Source organism: Paraburkholderia sp. WC7.3g (assembly GCF_050436345.1).
Lineage (GTDB): Bacteria > Pseudomonadota > Gammaproteobacteria > Burkholderiales > Burkholderiaceae > Paraburkholderia > Paraburkholderia podalyriae.
The window spans coordinates 1,125,980-1,145,458 of the sequence record NZ_JBNDMA010000002.1; the positions used below are offsets into that span (position 1 = coordinate 1,125,980).

Genomic DNA, 19,479 nt, shown 5'->3' on the forward strand with positions numbered 1-19,479 from the left:
AGTCGATAACAACGCCTCGGGGCGAAGGAGGAAAGATCATGAGCTCGCTTGGTTTTCGCACAGGAAGTCTTGTGGTTTTCACTACAGCAGCACTGCTTTCCGGATGCTCGATCGTACCGGGACAACGGATGATCACGCCGGCCACGATTCAGGACACGGGGGGCGAATTCAGTACCGAAGCTGCGCAGCAGAAGCAGATTCCGATTACCGATATCAATCTGGAACTGCTGAAGAAGATGAGCGCCGACCAGAAGGCCTCGGTGCTGCCGCCGGGGACGACGTCGTTGTTCGGCAAGCCGGCCGTCTACCGGGCCGGCCCGGGCGACGTGCTGCAGATCGTCGTGTGGGATCACCCGGAACTCGCTGCCGCGCTCGGCCAGCCGCCGAGCAACTCGCGCATCTCCGATGCGATGCCGGGCTTTCTGATCGACGAGAAAGGCGACATCCAGTTTCCGTATGCGGGCAACCTGCACGTCGCGGGCAAGGACGCCGCGACGATTCAGCGCGAGCTGTATGCGCGGCTGAGCAAGGTCTATCAGAAGCCTGAAGTGACGGTGCGCGTCGCGTCGTTCCGTAACGCGACGGTGTATATCGACGGCGAAGTGCGCACGCCGGGCACGCAATCGATCAACGACATTCCGATGTCGCTGACCAACGCGATCGGTCTGAGCGGCGGCTTCACGACGACCGCGGATCGCAGCCGCGTCGATCTGATTCGCAACGGCACGACCTATTCATTGAACATCGACGACCTCGTCAAGCGCGGCCACAATCCGTCGGATATCTATCTGCAGCCCGGCGATACCGTGCGCGTGAACGCGCGCGAAGACAGCGGCGTCTACGTGATGGGCGAAGTCAACAAGCCGGCCACCGTGCTGCCGTTGCGCAACGGCTCGCTGACGCTGTCGCAGGCGATCTCCGACGGCGGCAGCTTCGACTCGAACACGGCGGCGGGGCAGCAACTGTTCGTGATCCGCGATTCGACCAGCCAGTCGCCACAGATCTATCACCTCGATGCGACCTCGCCGGTGGCGATGCTGCTCGCGAACCAGTTCGAGCTGCAGCCGAAGGACATCGTGTACGTCGGTCAGGGCGGTCTGGTTCGCTTCAACCGTGTGCTGAACCTGCTGTTGCCTGCGATCAACGCGGCGGTGACGGGAGTCGTCGTGTCGAAGTGACGCATGCGTGACGCGATATCTGAACCGGCAGGCCTTGTTGGGTGAAAACATGGCAATCAATTACGAAAACCGTTACGCCGGCGTGTATGAACCGGGGCAGTCGCACCTGTCGGACTACGTGCGCACGATCGTGCGCGGTTGGCGCACCATCGTGACGGTGACGCTGATCGCGCTCGCGCTCGGTTGCGCGTATGCGTTCCTCACGCCGCCGGTCTATCGCTCGGACGTGCTGTTTCGCGTCGAGGACAGAACGGCGAACGCGGCCAACGTCAATGCGAACGGCCGGGATGCGGGCTCGCCGCTTCCCGGCGCGTATGGTTCGAAGCCGTCGACCGCGGCGCAGATCGAGCTGCTGAAGTCTCGTCTCGTCACCGAGGAAGCGGTTCGCGCGCTGCATCTCGACATCACGGCGAAACCGCGGTATCTGCCGGTGATCGGTAGCAGGATCGCGGGACTCGTGAACGGGCACTGGTGGTTCCGGGTGCCGTCGTTCGTCGACCTGCGCGGCTTCGCGTGGGGCAACGAGAGCATCGCGGTGTCGCGCTTCGACACGTCGAAGGACTTGTATGGCGAGACCTTCACGCTGGTCGCGGGCGCCGGCAACACCTACATGCTGCGCGATCCTCACGGCAGCGCGATTCTGTCGGGGCGGGTCGGCGAGACCGTGCAGACCGATACCGCGGTCGGCCCGATCACGCTGCACGTCGACACACTGGTCGGGGCGCCCGGCTCGCGTTTCGAGCTGACGCGCGCGTCGACGCTCGGCACGGTGGAGCGTTTGGCGAAGACGATGGTCGTGCAGGAAGCGGCGGAGGACTCCGGCGTGATCCGGGTGAGCCTCGAAGGCGCCGACCCGGCGCTGACCGCGGCGATCGTCAACAACGTGGCGCGTCAGTTCGTGCGGCAGGATCTCGCGAGCCGTTCGACCGAGTCCGAGCACACGCTCGCGTTTCTCGAGCAGCAACTGCCCGACGCGCGCAAGGCGCTCGACGACGCGGAAGAGCGCTACGGCAAATTCCGCAATACGCATGGCACCGTCGATCTCGGCGAAGAAAGCAAACTGCTGCTGCAGCAGATCGTCGACAACAAGACCAAGCTGCTCGATCTTCAGCAGCAGCGCGCGGACATGTTGCAGCATTTCACGCCGAACCATCCGATGGTCGCCGCGCTCGATGCGCAGATCGCCGCGTTGCAGGGCGCGCAGAGCACGATGAACCGCAGCGTCTCGACGATGCCCGACACCGAGCAGACCGCGCTGCGTCTGCAGCGTGACGTGCACGTGAACACCGAGCTGTACATGAACCTGCTCAACGGCGTGCAGCGACTGCGGGTGGCGCAGGCCGGCCAGGTTGGCGGCGTGCGCGTGGTGGACTTCGCCGAAACGCCCGACGATCCCGTGCGGCCGAGGCGCATGCTCGTGATCCTGATCTCGCTCGGCGGGGGCCTCGGGCTCGGCTTGCTGCTGATCTTTCTGCGGCGCGCGATGCGCGGCGGCGTGGAGCGCCCGGACGAACTCGAGGGGATGCTCGGCGTGCCGGTATTCGCGGTGGTGCCGCGCAGCCAGACGCAATTGCGGCTGCAGGAGAAGGTGTCGCTGCGCCAGCTCGGGCAGCATGTGCTCGCGCAGCAGGCGCCCGAGGATATCGCGGTGGAAGGCGTGCGCAACCTGCGCACCTCGTTGCAGTTGTCGCTCGATCACGCGGCCAACAACGTCGTGATGATCACCGGCTCGCGGCCCGATGCGGGCAAGTCGTTCCTGTCGGTGAATCTGGCGACGCTGGTCGCGTCGGCGCACAAGCGGGTGCTGATCATCGACGGCGACATGCGGCGCGGCGACGTGCATTCGCATTTCGGCGTCAGCCATCGGCCGGGATTGTCCGACGTGCTGTGCGGCGGCGATCTCGACGCGATGATCCAGCGCGACGTGCTGCCCGGCCTCGACGTGCTCGCGAAGGGCACGCTGCCCACGCACCCGGCCGAGCTGCTGATGAGCAAACGCTTCGAAGCGATGCTGGAGGTGCTGAAGCCGCAATACGACGTCGTGATCATCGACACCCCGCCGGTGCTCGCCGTGACCGACTCGACGCTGATCGGCAAATACGCGGCGACGACGCTGCTCGTCGTGCGGCATGGACGTCAGCCGCTGCACGAGATCATCGAAACCGCGAAACGGCTGCGTAACGGCGGCGTCGGCCTGCGCGGCGTGCTGCTCACCGACGTGCCGCAGGAAGCCGCGTTCCTCGGCTCGGGGTATCAGGGCGGCTATTACGGCTACGACAGCATCGCCGGCTGACACTGCTGCCCGCGCGGCGCGTCCGTGGTGCCGCCGTCCCGCGAGATACCTCGAAGTCCTTAGTGATGACGCAGCAGATCGCGCAGATCGCCCTGATCGCCCTGATCGCCCTGATCGCCCTGATCGCGCAATTCGCGCGACTCTTGCAGCGGCGGCGGTAGGGTTTGCCACGCCGACTCCTGCGACGCGAGCGCGACGAGCCGCTGCGCGGCCTTACTGCTCGAATCGATCCGCAACGCTTCGTTTGCGTTGTGCGACGCGCACTCCCAATGTCCGATGGTGCTGCAGCCGCGCGCGAGACTCAGCAACGCGTCGCGTTGCTGCTCTAGCGTGCTCACGTGGGCGCGCATGCTGCGCGCGTCGCGATTGTCCGGCTGTGCGGTGATTGCCGCCGCGAGGCGCGCTTTGGTCGCCGACAGATTGCCTCGTTGCAGATAGCCGTGCGCGGCTTTCAGATGACGCTCGGCGTCGGCGCGGAGCTGGTCGGCTCGAGTGAGCGTGGCGGCCGTCGTGTCGGTGCTGGTGTTGGTGCCGGTTTTGATCGACGCGACTGCCGTGCCGCGCGGTGTGGGCGCGGTGATGGCAGCACTCGATTTCGTCGTTGGCGCTGCGGTGGGCGTGGCCGCAACGACGGGCGGTGACAGTCGCGCTGCGGTGGGGGCGGCCGCAACGACCGGGGGTGACGATGGCGCGGCACTCGGCGCAGTCGCCACGACGCGCGATGACGATGGTGCTACCGCAGGCGCGGTCGCCACGACGGGTGGTGTCAATGGCGCGGTGCTCGGCGCAGTCGTAACGACGGGCGGCGACGATGGCGCGATCGCGACGATCGGGGGTGCCGGTGGCGCGACGGAGGCCGCGGGCGCGGGCGCCGGTTGCTGCCGCACGACGACAACGGGACGCGGCGGTTGCGCGACGCTCGACGCGGGCTTCGGCGCGGCCGGCTGCGGCGCGGCCGACTGCGCCGCCACGGCGACAGACGGCGCCGCATTCGGCGCGACGTTCTGCTCAGGCTTCTCCGAGTGCACCGTGCCGAAAGCCGTGACCGGCGTGTCGACGCTCGCATCGTCGCCGTTGACAAGAACGAAGCCGACATACGCGGCGCCCAGCGTCGCGAGCGCGAATGCGGCCAACGCGAGCGGGTGCCGCCGTCGACGGCCGCTGGGCTCGAAGGTCGCTTCGTCGACCAGATCGTAGGGGCTCATCTTCGTTTGCGCGGAGCGTCGCGACGAACGGTCCGCCGGCAAGCTCGCGGCTGCTGGCAGCGGTTCGAACTGCATGCCTGGTACGCTCAGCGCTCGGGATCGCGCGGTGCGCTCGCCGGGCTTGTCGGCCGAATCGAACGAATCAATCGGCAGCGCATGGCACGCGGGACACGGCGAAAAGCGGCCCGGCAGCGGCACGCCGCAGCATGCGCAGTGGTGAAAGAATGGCTGATCGGAGGTCGTGTCGCGCGGCATGGCCGTGTCGCTCCACTGGCGCCGAAGGCCGGCGCCATCAAAGAAAGAGAATGAATGCAACGACGCTCGCAGGCGGCGTCGCCTGGACTACTGGACGACGTAACCGCGCGCCTGCATGCACGCGCCGTAGGCGGCCCAATAGCGCGTCATCGGCGGCTCGGGCGCGGGCAGCGGCGGCAGCTTCACGTTCGATGCCGCATTGGCCTGCATCGAAGCGGCCGCCCCATCCGACGCGCCGGGTGCCGCGCTCGCGCTGGCGCCGGCCGCAGCTTCGTTGACGGGTTTCGCCGACGATGCGCCGCCAGGCGCTTGCTCGCCCGCCATCGGCGCGCTCGCGGCTTCGGGCGCGCTCGCGCTCCACGGCAGCGGCGCGGCTGAGAAGGAACTGGGTGGAAGCGGCGGCTTCGACGGTACGCCGGTCGACGCACCTTTGGCCGCCGGCGGCCGACGCTGCGGAATCTGCGACTCGTGGGCCATGTTGACCCCGGTCGACCGGTTCGCCTCGGCGTAGCACATCGCGTTGTCGACGCCGCGCTCGTAAGGGCTCTGGCTTCGAATCGGATAGGTGACGGGCCGCCACGCGAATGCGGCAGTGCTCATCACCAACAGCGTCAGTACGGTATATGTTCTAAATGCCATCGCAGTCACTCCCGCAGCGATGTCTCGCCTTTTTGTGTTTGATTTCGTGTCGTGCTTTCGTTATGTGCTTGTTGCGCGTCCGGTTCGAGCTGGTTGTTCGCCCCCGGACGGGCACGTCGCGAATGCTGCTTCAACGAGCGTAGCACCGCGGCTTGACCACGCGATGCATCCGATAGCGCGCGAAAACGCCATCGTGCAGTGCAATCAGGACACAATCAGCGAGGCGGCGTTGAAGATCGGGACAATCCCTGGTCGCCACGAAGGATCGTCAGGAGTCGAACATGAAGAACCTATCGTATCGCTACCGGCCGTTTTGCGCAGCGCTCTGTCTGTCGATGCTGTCGCTCGCCGCGCCGCTCGCGAACGGCGCGAGCAACGCCGACATGAGCGCGGAGACAGCGGGCGAGCGCGCGAGCTTCGCGCAGGCGTTCTGCGACGTGTCGCCCGAGCGCATCGGCGCCTACAAGGAGCGGCTCCGAAGGGTACTGACGGGTGTGACGGATTTCGATCAGCATTGGGACACGGGCTGGCAGCGCGCCGACAAGACCAATAGCCAGATGAACGCGCTGCGTGAGCGCGATCCGCAGGAATTCGCGGCGCGCATCAAGGTCAACTGCGAACGGCTCAAGTGGATGGCGGGTAATGCGTTGCACCCGCGCGCGCAGAAGTGAGTTGGGAAGTGAGCTGAGCGGGACGAACCGGTTGTTGTCGCGGCTCGTTGGACCTTGCAGGCTTATGCTTAATCAGGTGAGGGTTTCCCCCGGGGATGGGAAATCCGTCGACACGGATTGCCGTGCACGGCTGACGTTTGGCTGCGGTATTGCCCCTTTGCGGCCCGGCGTCAATCGTTGAATCTCGTCGCAAGTGTTTGTTTTTGCTGGAATCGCTGCCGGCGCCCACGACTGCGCCGCGGCGCGCGCGTAGCCCCGGTCGCGGCAAAACCTCGCCAGCTGTCGAGATTCATTTAATTTTGAATTGGTCATGCCGCTTTGATAATGCTTTCGGGGCGTACTGCTCAGCCAACTCTGAACCTGCGGTTCACTTAAGTTTGAACTATCTGGAGTTTGGTTCGCTTAACTCTGAACTTTCTGGAGCGCACCTGAAACTATAACGGCCAACGACCAATATCGGCGCATTAGTCCTGAGTGGCCACATCGGGAGCGTCGGTCTGCATCAGTGCGCGCACGAGCAGGTACACAGTTGGCAAGCTGTCGTCGTCACGTCGCCAGTCGACGGGTTCGTCGAGATCCATCCCGGACAAACGACTGTCGCAAAATCGGACAAACGTCGAGCGCACTTTCTCGTTGTGCCTCGCCGGAAGCCCCGATTCTCAAAGACCTGTTCGTCGATTGTCAGCGGCGTCCGCCAGGTCGGCAATTGCGCGCCGCTTTAGTTTTAGTAACGGTGACGGTCATTGTTGAGGTAACGACTTGCGACCGTTGCAATGATCTGTTGGAGATCCAGCGACGCGCTGCGGAGTACGCGTTCGAGGGAGACAGGATTGATATCGTGGACATCCATATCAATCACAGAGTCGTTAATCATTCTGTTATCTGCCGGAAGATTCGCAGCAACTCGCATCATCAAGGTTGACGCTTCAACAATGCCTGGTTTCGCGGTTCCAGCAACTGGCGGATCTGGGCAAGATAGTTATCACCGACCGTGCAGTCTTCAACAGGCCGGCTATGTTGATGAGGATTTGGTGGACGTACTCCGAGATAGCGGCACACCGCAGACAGGTACGGTTTGCCGTTGCCTGCCAGATGTCGCGCAGCAGCAGCCACGCGCACGTCTCCGACATGCTTGCGCAACCACGCAAGCGTTTCGCGGTCACCGTCGTTCAAGATGCGGATGAGCTGGTTCATGACCGATCCTGTATATAAAAACAGTACTGTTAATTTATACAGTATTTGATCGCAATGCAAGTCAATTCGCAGGATGTTGACCACCCATCTGCCGGTCATGTGCAACCGCTGCGACGAAGCGCCCTGCATGCGGGTGGGCGGCGACGTCATTCGCAAACGCGCCGACGGCATCGTCATCATCGATCCGGACAAGGCGCGGGGCCGGAAGGACATCGTGAAGTCCTGCCCGTACAAGGCGATCGTCTGGAACGATGAGCTGCAACTGCCGCAGACCTGGATTTTCGATGCCCATCTGTTCGACCAGGGCTGGCCCCAGCCGCGTTGCCAGCAGTCATGTCCCACCGACGTCTTCGAGACGGTCAGGCTCGATGACGCAGCGATGGCCGAGAAGGCCCAGCGCGAGGGACTCAAGGTACTGCGGCCAAACCTGGGTACGAAGCCGCGCGTGTGGTACAGCGGCCTCGAGCGTTGGGAAACCTGCTTCATCGGGGGAAGCGTCAGCGCCCGGGTGGGAGACATGGTCGAATGCGTCACGGATGCGGTCGTCGCACTTTACGTCGGTAATCAGAAGGTAGGCGAAACCGTGTCCGACCAGTTCGGCGATTTCCGGTTCGACGGTCTCGTGAAGGACAGTGGCGGCTACCGGGTCGAAATCCATCACGCCCTCGGCAACGCGTGGCGCAAGTGCGAATTGGGCGAAAGCGTTTACCTTGGTGAGGTCAGCCTCGCCAAGTCGACAAACAGCATGGAGGTCGCGTGATCATGAGCACAGCGACGAAGCTGGATGCGTATCCAATCCTGAACAGAACGAATGAAGCCTGCGTGCTGTCAGGAACACGGAAGCCCCGCATGCGCCGCTCGCGTTCTCGGGTAGGCTGGTGGCTATTCTCGGCTCTTGTTGTTGACCCGAGCGCTGGCTTTGACGAACACGTGCCTGACGTTTGCCAATTCGGGGATCTCCGCTTTGGCGGCCGGATATAACTGCGCAACTGATCGGTGACGATCTTGCGTGGCACTTCGCCACATGAGGTGAGTACGCGTTTGAAGAAGCGCTTCGCTGCACTCTTGTCGCGCCGCTCCTGTAGCAGTATGTCGAGTTCAATGCCGTGCTGATCGACAGCGCGCCATAAAAGGTACGGCTCGCTCGCCACCCCGCGTCACGTACATTTCGTCGAGGTGCCTTATGGTACCGGGCTTGCGACGGGCAGCTTTGACCAGATGCGCGAAGCCGTTGCCAAATTTGTCGCACCAGCGGCGGATCGTTTCATAACTGACGACAATCCCGCGCTCGAATAGCAGCTCCTCGATGTCGCGGAGGCTGGTTTGGCGCTCACCTCCTGGCATTGGCCCCGGCGCCGACTGGCTCCTTGTCCACATGTAGTCGCGAGGATCTTTCTACCTACACGTTCACATATCCGCCTCCCGTGCGGACAACGCCTTTCCGGTCAGGAGAGCGGTCATGGACGAAGGTGTCAGCTTCCCGCAGATCTCGAACGATCACAGTCTGCGGGGTCGCCAACGTAATGGCCGCTGCACGCAACCGCTTGAGAATGTCGAACAGCAGGTCGCTCTTCGTATCAGCCGTTACCCTGGGGCTGCGAACGTAGCCGGTGACACTCAATGTGATGCCGTCGGCGGCGAGCTGACTGAACATGACCGACGGTGCCGGATGATCAAGTATCGACGGGTGCGCTTCGTACGCCGCGAGCAGCAGATCGCGCACCTGTTCGGGATCGATGTTCAACGGGAAGGTGAGCGTGAGGGTCGTGACACCCTGGGTCCGGTTTCCCATCGTCACATTGCGCAGGTTCTGCGAGATGAGGTGGGAGTTGGGAACGATGACCGTGGACCGGTCGGCGAGCTGGATTTCGGTAGCGCGAACGTTGATGCGGCGGATGTCGCCCTCGACGCCCGCAATACTGACCATATCCCCGACCTTGACCGGGCGCTCGGTCAGCAGGATCAGCCCGGAGATAAAATTCTTGACGATTTCCTGAAGCCCGAAGCCGATGCCAACCGACAGCGCGCTGACGATCCATGCGAGGCTGGTCCACCGCACACCCAGTATCGACAGCGTCAGCAGCGTGATCAGCACGCGGCCCGTGTTGACTAATAGCGCGAGGAGGGTGGCTCGCATGCCGGCGCTCATACCGGTTTTGGGCAGCAACTCCTGATCCAGCCATTTGCGCACGGACCGAAGCAGGTACAGGCCAATACCCAGAGCGAGGAGCGCGTTGAGGATGTGATCCGGAACGATGTTCAGCCCGCGCAGCCGGTTGCCGCCGACGATCTCGAGGATGCTGCTAGCCAGGCCGGCGGGCGTGGTGCCGAAGCCGCCGGTCAGCAGCGCGACGACCGCGACCGCCAGCAGCAGGCTGCGGCCCACCGCGGACATCACCGTCGAAGCCTGTTCGAGGTGAATGTCGTCCAGCCCGAATAGCTGCCTGATCGTTTGCCCGCTGGCGTGGCGCGCCGAGAAGAGGTTTTCGCAGATGTCCTGGGTTAGCCTGCTCAGCAGGTAGAAGCTGCACAGGACGAGGTCGACCCAGACGAGTTCATAGGTCAGGAATCGAGCAACCGAAATGTAGCCGGTCAGCAGCGAAAACAGCGCGCCCACGACGGCAATGGCGACACCGGCGTGGATCAACCCGGCGACGGTCGAGCGGGCCTCCGGCGGTTCTCCTGCGGCGGCCAGCGCACTACGCACGCGGTTCGCCCGCAGCAGGGCAGCGCCGATGGTCAGTGCGACCACCAGCGACACCAACCCGCGACCGAGCAGCGTCATCTGCAGACTGGTATCGACTGTTCTGTTGAACTGCTCCACCGTGCCGGAGAGCATGAGCAGGGCGGCAAGTATCCTGGGAAATGGCTGGATGGCGCGCGCCACGGGATCGGCCATGCCTATCAGGCGCCACGAGGGCCGCTCACTGCACAGCAGCGCCCGGCCCAGTCCCGCGATCATCGCGCAGGTCAGGGCGAGCGTAATCAGTTCGCTGGCGAAATCCTGCAGGTTGGCGTTGAGTGGCTGGTGATGAGTCAGGGCAAGATAGATGAGCCGGACTGCGCATGCAGCGCACGCCACGCTGGTGAGCGTGGTCGACAGCGCGATCGCGCTGCGTCGCAAACGGCCCTCGGGAAGGCGGTGCAGGCAGAACCATACCAGTGCGCTTTCGAGCAGATGGGCGCCTGCTGTCCATGTTCCGAGCGCGAGCAGCAGCATCAGTACGATCGTGAGTCGCTCGCCCGGTTGCCACGCCGACTGCAGTTGACCGGTAATCAGTGAATTGAATACCTTGAGCCGGTCAAGGTCCGTCGGTTCAGTCTGTAAGAGCGGGGCCCAGAACGCACGGCCCAGAATGCTGCCGGAGCGAAAGGCGAGCTGGTTTTTTAGATAGTCATGCTGCAGCCGGCCAATCTGGGTAGTCAGCTTCGGCAGGTTCTCCCTGATGGTTTCCACCTGCCTGAATTCGGCGTCGAGCCGCGCCCGCTGTGCCGCAATAGCGACCCGCTGCTCGGCGACCGCCGGTGTTTCGACGGTGTTGCCCGGAACCGGCGCAGGACCGAGCACGTCAAGCTGGGCCTGTAATTTCGCGCGCCCGGGCTGCAATGACGTCGCCAAAAGATTGTCCACCCGAGCTGAAAGCTGCTGGATTGCTGTCTGCAGCTCGACGAATTGCGCGTCGCTTGCCGCCGTTGATGCCCGCTGCTTGATCTGGTCCTGTTGAGTCTGCAGCTTCCCCAGGATTGCCAGGGTCTCAGTGTCATCGCCAGGCGATGCCAGAGGCGCAATTGCGATGAACTCCGACGGAGTGGCTGCCCAGACTGTCGGGAGAATCAGGCTGAATAGTGCCAGCAGGGCAAGACGAAAGACGAAGTACGGTACTTTGCGCATGATGGTGGACCCGGCAAGGGCACGTAATTGGGTATGGGGTGCGATGGCTCAGGCCTGTGGCGTGCAGCCGCGCTGTCGCGACTGCGCCCAGCCTCGCGCATCCTCCGCGATGCGGCCGGCCAGGCTCGCAATGGCGAGTTGCTGAGCGCGCACCAGGTCCGCGTAACCACCCGGCGCCGCCTCCTGCAGCTGCGTATGGCAGGCCAGGCGGGCACCGTTGGGGTCTTGCGCGAAACCGAGGCTCCAGTCAGCCTCGAGCTGCACCGCGTGCCCCGGCCAGGCGTCGAGGCGCCGGATCTGCAGCCTGATGCCCAGCACCGGTTGATTGATCGGCCGGGTGAGACCGGCCACGTCCTGGGTGCCCAGGCGGCGCACCAGTTGGGTGGATAGCGCGGCGCGCAGTTGATCGCCCAGCGGTGCGACCCAGCGCTCGTCGTCGAGCACGGCAACGCCGCTGTCGCCCTGCCGTACGACCATCGCCTGCTGGTCGAGCTCGGCGGGAACACCCACTGGCAGCACGTCGATCGCGAACGGCGCGGCTGGCTGGGCCGAAGCGGGCTGTGCTGCCGGGGAAACCAGCGTGTAGTAGTGCACTGGCGCGGACGCGCAGGCGCTCAGGGCCAGCGCGACGGTGAGCGTGACTGCGCGCAGGCTGGCGCGGGCTGAAAAACTCATTGTTTCGACTCCTGTGAAGCGGAGGGGCTGGCCGCGGTTACCGGGGCCATGGCTGACTGATCCGCTGCATGGCCGCGCAGCAGCGCTTCGGGATGGCGGCCGAGCAGATCAGTGAGCGTGCGCAGCGAGCGGGCAGTGCGCTGCACTTCCTGCAGCGTCTGGCCCAGGTTTTCCTGGAGCGGCCCGTCTTCGGCCAGCATGCCCTGCGCGGCGCCGAAGGTCTGGCGAGCCTGCTGCAGGGTTTGCGTGGTCGCCGGCAGCACCTGGCCGTTGATCTGCTTCAGGGTGCTGTCCAGGTCCGCCAGACCCGTGTCGAGATGGCGTGCGATGGAGTCGAGCGGCATTTTGTCAATCTTGCCGACGATGCTCGCCACCTGCTCCTGCAACTGGTCGAAGCCGCCGCTCACGGTCGGCAGCGTCAGCGGTCGCGCATCGGCGTCGTATGAGACCTTCGGGGCGTTCGGTACGAACTCGAGCGAAATATAGAGCTGTCCGGTCAGCAGATTGCCGGAGCGCGCCTGTCCGCGCAGACCGTGCGCGACCATGGTGGACAGGAAATCCGCGACCTTTTCGATATCGCCATTTATTCTGGGCAGCTTGTCGAGCACCGGTCCGAGCCGCTGCGGATAGACCTCGATGCCGACGATCATAGGGAAACGCTGCGTGGCCGGGTCGTAATCGAGTTTCATGGAAACCACCCGCCCGAAGTTGATTCCCGAAAACACCACGGGAGCGCCCCTGGACAGGCCGCGCAGCGACTGTGCGAAGCGCAGCTCGATGTACTGGGCCGGACCGTCTGGCGGCGCCATCGCCGTCTCTTCATCTTTCGCCAGATTGAACCGGCTGCCGCCTGCGCCGGCGGTCGTGCTACCGACGGGCGTGGCGAACGCAATTCCGCCGCCAACGATCGCGGCCACGGATTGCGTCTTGAGCTTGAAACCGTCGGCGCCCAGCGAGAGGTCGACCCCGCTCGCATTCCAGAAGCGGGTATCCGCCGTGACAAACCGGTCGTACGGAGCATCGACGAAGATCTGTACGCTGACGCCGTGGCCATCGGCGTCGAGCCTATACGACGCGACGCGGCCGACCTGAATGCGCCGGTAGTAAACGGGCGAGCCGATGTCGAGCGAACCTAGGTCGTCCGCATGAATCGGGAAACTCGATCCCGGCGTCCCACTGATGACGGCGGGAGGCGTCTCCAGCCCCGTGAACGCTGTGCGCGCGACCTCCGAAGCGCCGGTGTCCACGCCGATATAGGCGCCGGACAGCAGCGTGTCCATACCCGAGACACCGGTCATGCCCAAACGAGGCCGGACGACCCAGAAGCGGCTGTCCGCGCGCGCCAGGCTCCGCGCGCTTCTGGCAAGCGAAACCGAGGCGACCACGTGTGAGCCATCGTCGCTGAGCGCGACCGTCGATACGGTTCCGACCGTCACGTCCTTGTATTTGACAGGGGTCTTGCCGGCCTCCAGCCCCGCCGCCGTCCTGAACGAGATGGCGATTTCCGGGCCCGCCGAGAGCCACGCGTGGATCACCATCGACAGCCCGATCAGCGCGGCGATGAGAGGTACGAGCCAGACGGGCGATAGCCGCCAGCGGCCGTAGGTGACGACGGGATCCCGGGGTTCGGGTAGCGGCTTGCTTGATACAGGATTCATGTTTCCTCAGCGTCCCAGATGAGTCGGGGATCGAAGTTCATGGCGCAGAGCATGGTGAGAATCACCACAAGGCCGAAAAAGAGAATGCCGATGCGCGGCTCGCTGTCGGACAGCGCATGGAAGCTGACCAACGCACAGACGATTGCCACCACCATCACGTCGAGCATCGACCAGTAGCCGACCGCTTCGACGAGCCGGTACAAACGGGCACGCTCGCTCATTGCCCAGCGACTGCGACGTTGCGTGGTCGCGAGCAGCATGCTGAGGATCAGGAACTTGGCGCACGGCACGACTACGCTTGCAATAAAGATCACCGACGCAATGCCCCAGGACCCTGCTTTCCAGAACTCCACGACGCCGTAGAGAATCGTGCTGTCGCTGCCGTGTCCCAGAAGGCTCGTGTGCATGACCGGCAGCACGTTGGCGGGGATGTAGAAAATCAGGGACGCGATCAGGAACGCCCACGACCGTGCGATGCTGTCCGGGCGCCGTCGATGCAGGGCTCGTTTGCAGCGCGGGCATTGGGCGTGTCGGTCCACGCGCGGCATATGTGCGCAAACCAGTCTGCATCCATGGCAGGAAATCAGGCCTAGCTGCCCCGCGCGAGGAGGTGGCTTCATGCTGTCTCCGCGTCGGTCCATTCCCACAGCAAGTGGACATCGCGACTGGCGATCACTGGGATCAGCACCATCAGCGTTGCCGTGGCCCAGATGCCGGGACCGGCTGCCACCTGCACGAAGCTGGAAAGTTTGATGACGGCTACGAGCATGCCAAGTACGCCGACCTCGACGATGCTCCATGGGCGCAGCATCGCAAGCAGCCTCATGCTCCACGCGAAACCCGGCGCCCGGCGTGCGGCGCGGGCAAATGCCAGCACCCAGCCGAGCAGCGCGATCTGCAGAAGCGGCACCACGACGATCATCGCCGCAGTGGCGAGCGCAATCGGTGCAACCGCGCCGTGCGCCAGCGCTGCCGCGGACTGCCAGAGCGTCGTCTCGCTGTGCAGGCCCCGCAGGGAGATCCGGATCACCGGGCAGACGTTGGCGATCACGAAGACGATGGCTGCGGCGACGGTTAGCGCGAGCCACCGATCGACATCGAGCTGGCTTGCGCGATACAGGACGGCCGAACATTGCCCGCAGCGCGCCACCTCGCGCGTGGCCAGCGCGCGGCGGCGGTACACGCCGTCACAATGCTCGCAGACGACGAGATCAGGGAAGGTTTGCATGAGCATCTGGCAGTCAGGACGGCCTGTCACTGCCGGCGGCCACCGTCTTCCGCCGTTGCTGCGCGTGGTCCACCTGAGTGGCGCGCGCGTCGAAGTACGACGTCGCATAGTCGATGAACGCCCGGACCTTCGCCGTCATCAGGCTCCGGTCGCGATATGCGAGCCTGAGTTCGGCGTCCCCGCTCATGAGTTCGAAGTCGGGCAGCAGCTGGACGAGGCGCCCATCGTCCAGCTCCTTGCCGACCATCGTAAGAGGCAACACGCCGAGACCAGCACCGCTCATCACCAGTTCCTTGTTCAACGCGGCGTTGTTGGTCGACACGTCGTGTTCCAGTGGCACGGCAATCTGTTCGCCACCGCGCCGGAACCGCAGTTGTGGTTCGCTGATCGATGCCAGCATTGTGACGAAGCGGAATGCGGCGAGATCGTTGGGCCTTTGCGGTAGCTGGCGCCCCCGCAGATAGCTGGGGGAGCCCACCACGGCGAGGGGCAGGCGGCACAACGAACGGGTGATCGTCAGCTCGCTCGTGAGCATGAACGGCAGCACGATGCCGAGATCAAAGGCTTCCTTGATCAGATCGACTGGCCGTTCCGCCAGCGTCAATTCGAGCTGCACGGCTGGATACCGGGCACGGAACCCGGCGATCAGCGGTGGCAGCTCTATCAGCGCCGCGGTGGTGTGGGCGACGAGCCGCAGTACCCCCGCAGGCTCGCGTGCGCGCTCTCCGGTACCGGCCTCGAGCACGTCCAGTTCAGCAACCACGCGCGAGCAGCCGCCGTAAAACTCCTCCCCGGATTCAGTGAGTGCGAGGTGACGGGTCGTGCGCTGAAAAAGACGCACACCGAGCCTGGTTTCGAGCCCCGTTATCGCGCGCGAGACGACTGTCTTTGAGATGCCCAACGCATTCGCGGCGTGCGTGAAGCTCTGCATTTCGACGACGGTACAAAAGGTCCGCAGCGTTTCGAGATGGTCCATAAGTGTTCGCAATCCAGAGTGAATCAAAATTCAAAACCATACGGTTCAGTATAGTGAAAACATACTGTTGCTGTCAACGTAAATAAACCATACAGTTTAGTTATGTTAAAGTCCAAACCTGTAAAGATGGAAGCTCGGTCAGGTGCGTTGCCGCCGGCGGCGTCGTCGATCGATCGCATAAACAAAAGGAGAGCCCGAGATGAGGGGGAAAACGGAAGCAAAGCGGCAGGCGATTGTTGACGCCGCGTTCGAGGTGTTCAGTGAGGTGGGGTTCGAGCAGGCGTCGATGTCCGAGATCGCGGCACGGGCAGGCGGGTCCAAAGCCACGCTGTACAGCTATTTCGAGTCGAAGGAAGAGATGTTCACTGAGTTCATGACTGCCGCCGCGCAGGAGGAAGTCCGAGCGGGGTTCGAACTGCTCAAGACCTCGGCGCCGGTTCGCGATGCACTGGTGAGCTTCGGCACGCACTATCTGGTTGCGGTGCTGCAACCGCAACTGCTCGCGGTACGCCGTCTCGCGCATCGCGAAGGCGGCCGGTCGAATGTGGGCGCCCTGTTCTATGAGCGCGGGCCGAAGCTCGGCTGGCAAACGGTGGCTGTCTTCCTGCAGCAATTGATTGACACCGGGCAGCTGCGCAGCTGTAACGCAGCCATCGCGACAGCGCATCTGCGCACGCTGTATGAAGCGGAGTTGATGGAGCTTTGCCTGTTTGGCGTGCCGGCCGATACCAGCCCCCGCAACATCGCGAAGGTCGTCCAGAGAGCGGTCGACGTGTTCATGGCCGCATACGGGCCGACGGACGCCGCACAAACCACGCACTGATCATCCGGCTGCCGCCCGCATTGTCCGGGCGGCAGATCCGCATCCAGGGCAAACCGGCGGTCAATCCTTATACAGCGCACTGGCCACATAGCGGCGCCGCAAGTCGCCCAGCAGCGCTGCAAGGATCGCACTGACCGGCAGCGCGAGCAGCACGCCAAAAAAGCCAAAAAGTTGGCCGAACGCAAGCAGAGCGAAGATCACCGCGAGCGGGTGTAGACCGATGCGGTCACCCACGAGTCTGGGAACAAGAAAAGAACTTTCGAGAACCTGCCCAACCCCGTACACGGCTGCGACTGCAGCCAGTCCGTACCAGCCGCCAAACTGCAGAAGCGCGGCAAGAAGGGCAAGGGCGAGTCCCAGGGCGAAACCCACGTAGGGGATGAACACCGCAAAGCCAGTGAAGAGTCCGATGGGCAACGCGATGTCGAGGCCGGCCAGCGTCAACGCTACCGGGTAGAACACGGCGAGCACGCCCATCACGAGCAACTGGCCGCGTAAGTATTGCGACAACATGTGGTCCATCTCGGTCACGAGTGCCCGGACCTTGCCGACCCAGCGCCGCGGCACAAGGCTTTCCATCCGCGCGAATATCTGGTGCCTGTCGTAAAGCTGATAGAAAAGGACAAGCGGCACCAGTATGACGTTGCTTGCAACAGGAAGCACGACGTTGCTGCCTGTACGCGCGTACCGCCAGGCGGCGAGTATGACGGTCTGGCCGTTGCCGATCGTGTCGCCCGTCAGCAAATCGCGGACTCCGGGCAGGTCGAGTGAGTAGCTGACGCCCAGCAGTGCCAGCTTCGGTTGCAGCCACGCGTTCAGGCCGGCGATGAAGACGGGAATGTTCTTCGCGAGCTCGGGCCCTTCCTTGTGGATCACGGCGAACGCAAGTAGCGGCAGTAGCGTCAGCATCGATGCGAACAGGAGCATCATCAGGAGCACGGCCACCGTACGCGGCACACGCTGGCGCACCAACCACTCGACGCCCGGCTGCAACATGTACGCGACGAGCGCGCCGAGCAGGAATGGCGTGAGAACCGGTCGTAGGATCCATAGAAGGATACCGAGGCCAGCGGCGATGGCGCTCCAGACGAGAGCCTGGCGCCGATAGGGAGTCATGGGCATGGTTTGAGAATCGTATTCGGGTGGCCCGCAAGCGACACCGCAAAAAAGACTGCGGCGTATCGAGCAGGGTCATCAGTGTCGCCATTCAATCAGCGGGGGCGCACGCGCCCCCCGCGCTCAATGCGCCTGCGACGTATCGGCCACACGCGTCGGTTTGGGCGCAATCCAGATCGCCAGTGCGCCGACGACGAAGCAGCATGCGATGCTGAAGAAAAGCTGGTTGGTGGCGAGCATCACCGCCTGCGACTCGACCATGTTGCTGATCTGAGCCTGCGCCTGATGTGCGCTCCAGCCTGAGCCCGTTAGCGAGGCCGCATAGTGGCCAGCCTGATCGACCAGGCCCGACAACTCCGCGCGGTTGTACTTGGTCTTGTTCTCCCACAACGTGTTGACGACCGACGTGGCAATCGCTCCGCCGAAGGTCCGGCAGAAGCTCATCAGCCCCGCCGCCGAAGCCGTTTCGGGCTCGTCGACACTGCTCAACCCGAGGCTCGTCGTCGGGACGAAGAAGAACGGAAGTCCGACGCCTTGCAGCAACAGCGGCAACGCCACCTGCCAGAAGTCCATGTCCGAATTCGCGTGGGTGCGGAACAGCGTTACCGAGCCGAGCCACATCACCCCGGCAAACACGAGCCAGCGTCCATCGAACTTCGTTGACAGTTTGGCCGCAAGCGGCGCGGAGACGACCGCGAAGATGCCGGTGGTCGCCGTGGCGTAGCCGGCCCACGTGGCCGTGTACCCCATATTGCTCTGCAACCACAGTGGCGTGAGCACGGTGGCGCCGAAATACGCGCCGAACGCCAGCGTCATGGTGACCACGCTCGCACCAAAGCCACGATGGCGGAACACCCGTAGATCGACGATGGGGTTACGCTCGGTCAGCTCCCAGATGAGGAAGGCGAGGAAGCCGATCACCGCAGTCACCGCCAGTACGCGAATTTCCATCGAGCTGAACCAGTCCTGGTCCTTGCCCTCATCGATCATGATCTGCAGGGCCGAGACCCAGATGACCAGTAACACCAGTCCAACGGTATCGATCCGCATCCGGATCTTCTCGGATTCATAGCGCTTGAGCAGCATCCATCCCGCGTATGCGCAGATCAGCGACACCGGCACGTTGATGAAGAAGATGTAGGACCAGTGATAATCGTCGCAGATGACGCCGCCCAGCACAGGACCCATCACCGGCGCCAGCAGTGTCGTCATGCTCCACAGGCCGAGCGCGGCGGCGGTCTTCTCCTTCGGGAAGATGCGCAGTAGCAACGTCTGCGAGAGCGGCATGAGCGGGCCGCCCGCGAGCCCCTGGAGCACACGGAACAGCACCAGCGTGGTGAGGGAAGTCGCCATTCCGCACAGTGCCGAACCCAGTCCGAACATGATCAGCGCCGTGATGAACACGCGCACCGTTCCGAAGCGACTCGCCAGCCAGCCGGTTAGCGGCACGGTGATCGCTTCGGCCACCGCGTAGGACGTGATCACGTACGTGCCCTGGCTCGTCGAGGAGCCGAGTGCACCGGAAATAGTCGCCACGGACACGTTTGCGATCGTGCTGTCCAGCACCGCAACAAAGTTGGCGGCGGCGATCATCAACGCCGCGAGAATCAGCATGGGGCCGGACAGCGGCGGCAATGCTATGTCATTGGCCTGACTGGAAGACATGGTGGCGGATC

18 protein-coding genes are annotated in these 19,479 nt (G+C 63.8%); 5 read left to right on the forward strand and 13 right to left on the reverse strand.

The window, feature by feature from the left end; all coding sequences use genetic code 11:
* Positions 1–38: 38 nt before the first annotated feature.
* Together OKW43_RS16705 and OKW43_RS16710 are read left to right on the forward strand one after the other, a co-directional pair.
* Positions 39–1,178 carry a polysaccharide biosynthesis/export family protein gene (locus tag OKW43_RS16705; protein WP_429448541.1) on the forward strand — a complete coding sequence of 380 codons (1,140 nt, stop codon included), beginning with the start codon at positions 39–41 and terminating at the stop codon, positions 1,176–1,178.
* A 49-nt stretch (positions 1,179–1,227) separates the two neighbouring features.
* On the forward strand, positions 1,228–3,471 hold the full coding sequence (locus tag OKW43_RS16710) for a polysaccharide biosynthesis tyrosine autokinase (RefSeq protein ID WP_429448543.1): 2,244 nt from the start codon (positions 1,228–1,230) through the stop codon (positions 3,469–3,471).
* 59 nt (positions 3,472–3,530) lie between these two features.
* On the opposite strand, the gene OKW43_RS16715 is transcribed toward OKW43_RS16710, so the two are convergent.
* Positions 3,531–4,931 (reverse strand): hypothetical protein, encoded by a 1,401-nt coding sequence (locus OKW43_RS16715; protein ID WP_429448545.1) that lies wholly within the window; start codon positions 4,929–4,931, stop codon positions 3,531–3,533.
* Positions 4,932–5,018: 87 nt separating this feature from the next.
* Positions 5,019–5,570 (reverse strand): hypothetical protein, encoded by a 552-nt coding sequence (locus OKW43_RS16720; protein WP_187633780.1) that lies wholly within the window; start codon positions 5,568–5,570, stop codon positions 5,019–5,021.
* A 281-nt stretch (positions 5,571–5,851) separates the two neighbouring features.
* On the opposite strand from OKW43_RS16720, the gene OKW43_RS16725 reads away from it, so the two are divergent.
* The gene (locus OKW43_RS16725) at positions 5,852–6,241 is read left to right on the forward strand and encodes a hypothetical protein (protein WP_187633779.1); all 390 of its coding nucleotides are present in this window, start codon (positions 5,852–5,854) and stop codon (positions 6,239–6,241) included.
* 464 nt (positions 6,242–6,705) lie between these two features.
* Here OKW43_RS16725 and OKW43_RS16730 read toward each other — a convergent pair whose 3' ends face one another.
* Both OKW43_RS16730 and OKW43_RS16735 read right to left on the reverse strand, forming a co-directional pair.
* Positions 6,706–6,831, reverse strand: a complete 126-nt coding sequence (locus OKW43_RS16730) for a hypothetical protein (protein ID WP_376776337.1) — start codon at positions 6,829–6,831, stop codon at positions 6,706–6,708.
* Positions 6,832–7,153: 322 nt separating this feature from the next.
* Positions 7,154–7,435 (reverse strand): hypothetical protein, encoded by a 282-nt coding sequence (locus OKW43_RS16735; RefSeq protein ID WP_187633778.1) that lies wholly within the window; start codon positions 7,433–7,435, stop codon positions 7,154–7,156.
* A 97-nt stretch (positions 7,436–7,532) separates the two neighbouring features.
* On the opposite strand from OKW43_RS16735, the gene OKW43_RS16740 reads away from it, so the two are divergent.
* The gene (locus tag OKW43_RS16740) at positions 7,533–8,195 is read left to right on the forward strand and encodes a 4Fe-4S dicluster domain-containing protein (protein WP_429451696.1); all 663 of its coding nucleotides are present in this window, start codon (positions 7,533–7,535) and stop codon (positions 8,193–8,195) included.
* Here OKW43_RS16740 and OKW43_RS16745 read toward each other — a convergent pair.
* From OKW43_RS16745 to OKW43_RS16775, 7 genes are all read right to left on the reverse strand, one after another.
* Entirely contained in the window at positions 8,155–8,586 is a 432-nt protein-coding gene (locus tag OKW43_RS16745; RefSeq protein ID WP_429448548.1) for a DDE-type integrase/transposase/recombinase, read from the reverse strand. The genes OKW43_RS16740 and OKW43_RS16745 overlap by 41 nt on opposite strands.
* Before the next feature lie 248 nt (positions 8,587–8,834).
* Complete coding sequence (locus OKW43_RS16750) at positions 8,835–11,327, reverse strand: DUF3772 domain-containing protein (RefSeq protein WP_429448550.1); 2,493 nt, start codon at positions 11,325–11,327, stop codon at positions 8,835–8,837.
* A 48-nt stretch (positions 11,328–11,375) separates the two neighbouring features.
* The gene (locus OKW43_RS16755; RefSeq protein ID WP_429448552.1) at positions 11,376–12,002 is read right to left on the reverse strand and encodes a PqiC family protein; all 627 of its coding nucleotides are present in this window, start codon (positions 12,000–12,002) and stop codon (positions 11,376–11,378) included.
* On the reverse strand, positions 11,999–13,660 hold the full coding sequence (locus OKW43_RS16760; protein WP_429448554.1) for an intermembrane transport protein PqiB: 1,662 nt from the start codon (positions 13,658–13,660) through the stop codon (positions 11,999–12,001). Before OKW43_RS16760 ends, OKW43_RS16755 begins: the two co-directional genes overlap by 4 nt.
* A complete protein-coding gene (locus OKW43_RS16765) occupies positions 13,657–14,280 on the reverse strand; it encodes a paraquat-inducible protein A (RefSeq protein WP_429448556.1) in 624 nt (207 codons plus the stop codon). Before OKW43_RS16765 ends, OKW43_RS16760 begins: the two co-directional genes overlap by 4 nt.
* Positions 14,277–14,843 carry a paraquat-inducible protein A gene (locus OKW43_RS16770; protein WP_429448558.1) on the reverse strand — a complete coding sequence of 189 codons (567 nt, stop codon included), beginning with the start codon at positions 14,841–14,843 and terminating at the stop codon, positions 14,277–14,279. The genes OKW43_RS16765 and OKW43_RS16770 overlap by 4 nt, the downstream gene beginning before the upstream one ends.
* A 58-nt stretch (positions 14,844–14,901) precedes the next feature.
* A complete protein-coding gene (locus OKW43_RS16775) occupies positions 14,902–15,864 on the reverse strand; it encodes a LysR family transcriptional regulator (protein ID WP_429448560.1) in 963 nt (320 codons plus the stop codon).
* A 199-nt stretch (positions 15,865–16,063) separates the two neighbouring features.
* Between OKW43_RS16775 and OKW43_RS16780 the strand changes: the two genes are divergently transcribed.
* Complete coding sequence (locus OKW43_RS16780; RefSeq protein WP_429448562.1) at positions 16,064–16,687, forward strand: TetR/AcrR family transcriptional regulator; 624 nt, start codon at positions 16,064–16,066, stop codon at positions 16,685–16,687.
* A gap of 60 nt (positions 16,688–16,747) precedes the next feature.
* Here OKW43_RS16780 and OKW43_RS16785 read toward each other — a convergent pair whose 3' ends face one another.
* Both OKW43_RS16785 and OKW43_RS16790 read right to left on the reverse strand, forming a co-directional pair.
* The gene (locus tag OKW43_RS16785; RefSeq protein ID WP_429451698.1) at positions 16,748–17,803 is read right to left on the reverse strand and encodes an AI-2E family transporter; all 1,056 of its coding nucleotides are present in this window, start codon (positions 17,801–17,803) and stop codon (positions 16,748–16,750) included.
* A gap of 123 nt (positions 17,804–17,926) precedes the next feature.
* Complete coding sequence (locus OKW43_RS16790; RefSeq protein ID WP_429448564.1) at positions 17,927–19,468, reverse strand: DHA2 family efflux MFS transporter permease subunit; 1,542 nt, start codon at positions 19,466–19,468, stop codon at positions 17,927–17,929.
* Positions 19,469–19,479 lie beyond the last annotated feature (11 nt).

Excerpts from the sequence above, each read along its gene's own strand:
- OKW43_RS16715 (WP_429448545.1), bottom strand. The coding sequence starts at position 4,931 with ATGCCGCGCGACACGACCTCCGATCAGCCATTCTTTCACCACTGCGCA.
- OKW43_RS16740 (WP_429451696.1), top strand. The coding sequence starts at position 7,533 with ATGTGCAACCGCTGCGACGAAGCGCCCTGCATGCGGGTGGGCGGCGAC.
- OKW43_RS16705 (WP_429448541.1), top strand. The coding sequence starts at position 39 with ATGAGCTCGCTTGGTTTTCGCACAGGAAGTCTTGTGGTTTTCACTACA.
- OKW43_RS16780 (WP_429448562.1), top strand. The coding sequence starts at position 16,064 with ATGAGGGGGAAAACGGAAGCAAAGCGGCAGGCGATTGTTGACGCCGCG.
- OKW43_RS16790 (WP_429448564.1), bottom strand. The coding sequence starts at position 19,468 with ATGTCTTCCAGTCAGGCCAATGACATAGCATTGCCGCCGCTGTCCGGC.
- OKW43_RS16725 (WP_187633779.1), top strand. The coding sequence starts at position 5,852 with ATGAAGAACCTATCGTATCGCTACCGGCCGTTTTGCGCAGCGCTCTGT.
- OKW43_RS16785 (WP_429451698.1), bottom strand. The coding sequence starts at position 17,803 with ATGACTCCCTATCGGCGCCAGGCTCTCGTCTGGAGCGCCATCGCCGCT.
- OKW43_RS16765 (WP_429448556.1), bottom strand. The coding sequence starts at position 14,280 with ATGAAGCCACCTCCTCGCGCGGGGCAGCTAGGCCTGATTTCCTGCCAT.
- OKW43_RS16775 (WP_429448560.1), bottom strand. The coding sequence starts at position 15,864 with ATGGACCATCTCGAAACGCTGCGGACCTTTTGTACCGTCGTCGAAATG.
- OKW43_RS16735 (WP_187633778.1), bottom strand. The coding sequence starts at position 7,435 with ATGAACCAGCTCATCCGCATCTTGAACGACGGTGACCGCGAAACGCTT.
- OKW43_RS16760 (WP_429448554.1), bottom strand. The coding sequence starts at position 13,660 with ATGAATCCTGTATCAAGCAAGCCGCTACCCGAACCCCGGGATCCCGTC.
- OKW43_RS16755 (WP_429448552.1), bottom strand. The coding sequence starts at position 12,002 with ATGAGTTTTTCAGCCCGCGCCAGCCTGCGCGCAGTCACGCTCACCGTC.
- OKW43_RS16720 (WP_187633780.1), bottom strand. The coding sequence starts at position 5,570 with ATGGCATTTAGAACATATACCGTACTGACGCTGTTGGTGATGAGCACT.
- OKW43_RS16750 (WP_429448550.1), bottom strand. The coding sequence starts at position 11,327 with ATGCGCAAAGTACCGTACTTCGTCTTTCGTCTTGCCCTGCTGGCACTA.
- OKW43_RS16710 (WP_429448543.1), top strand. The coding sequence starts at position 1,228 with ATGGCAATCAATTACGAAAACCGTTACGCCGGCGTGTATGAACCGGGG.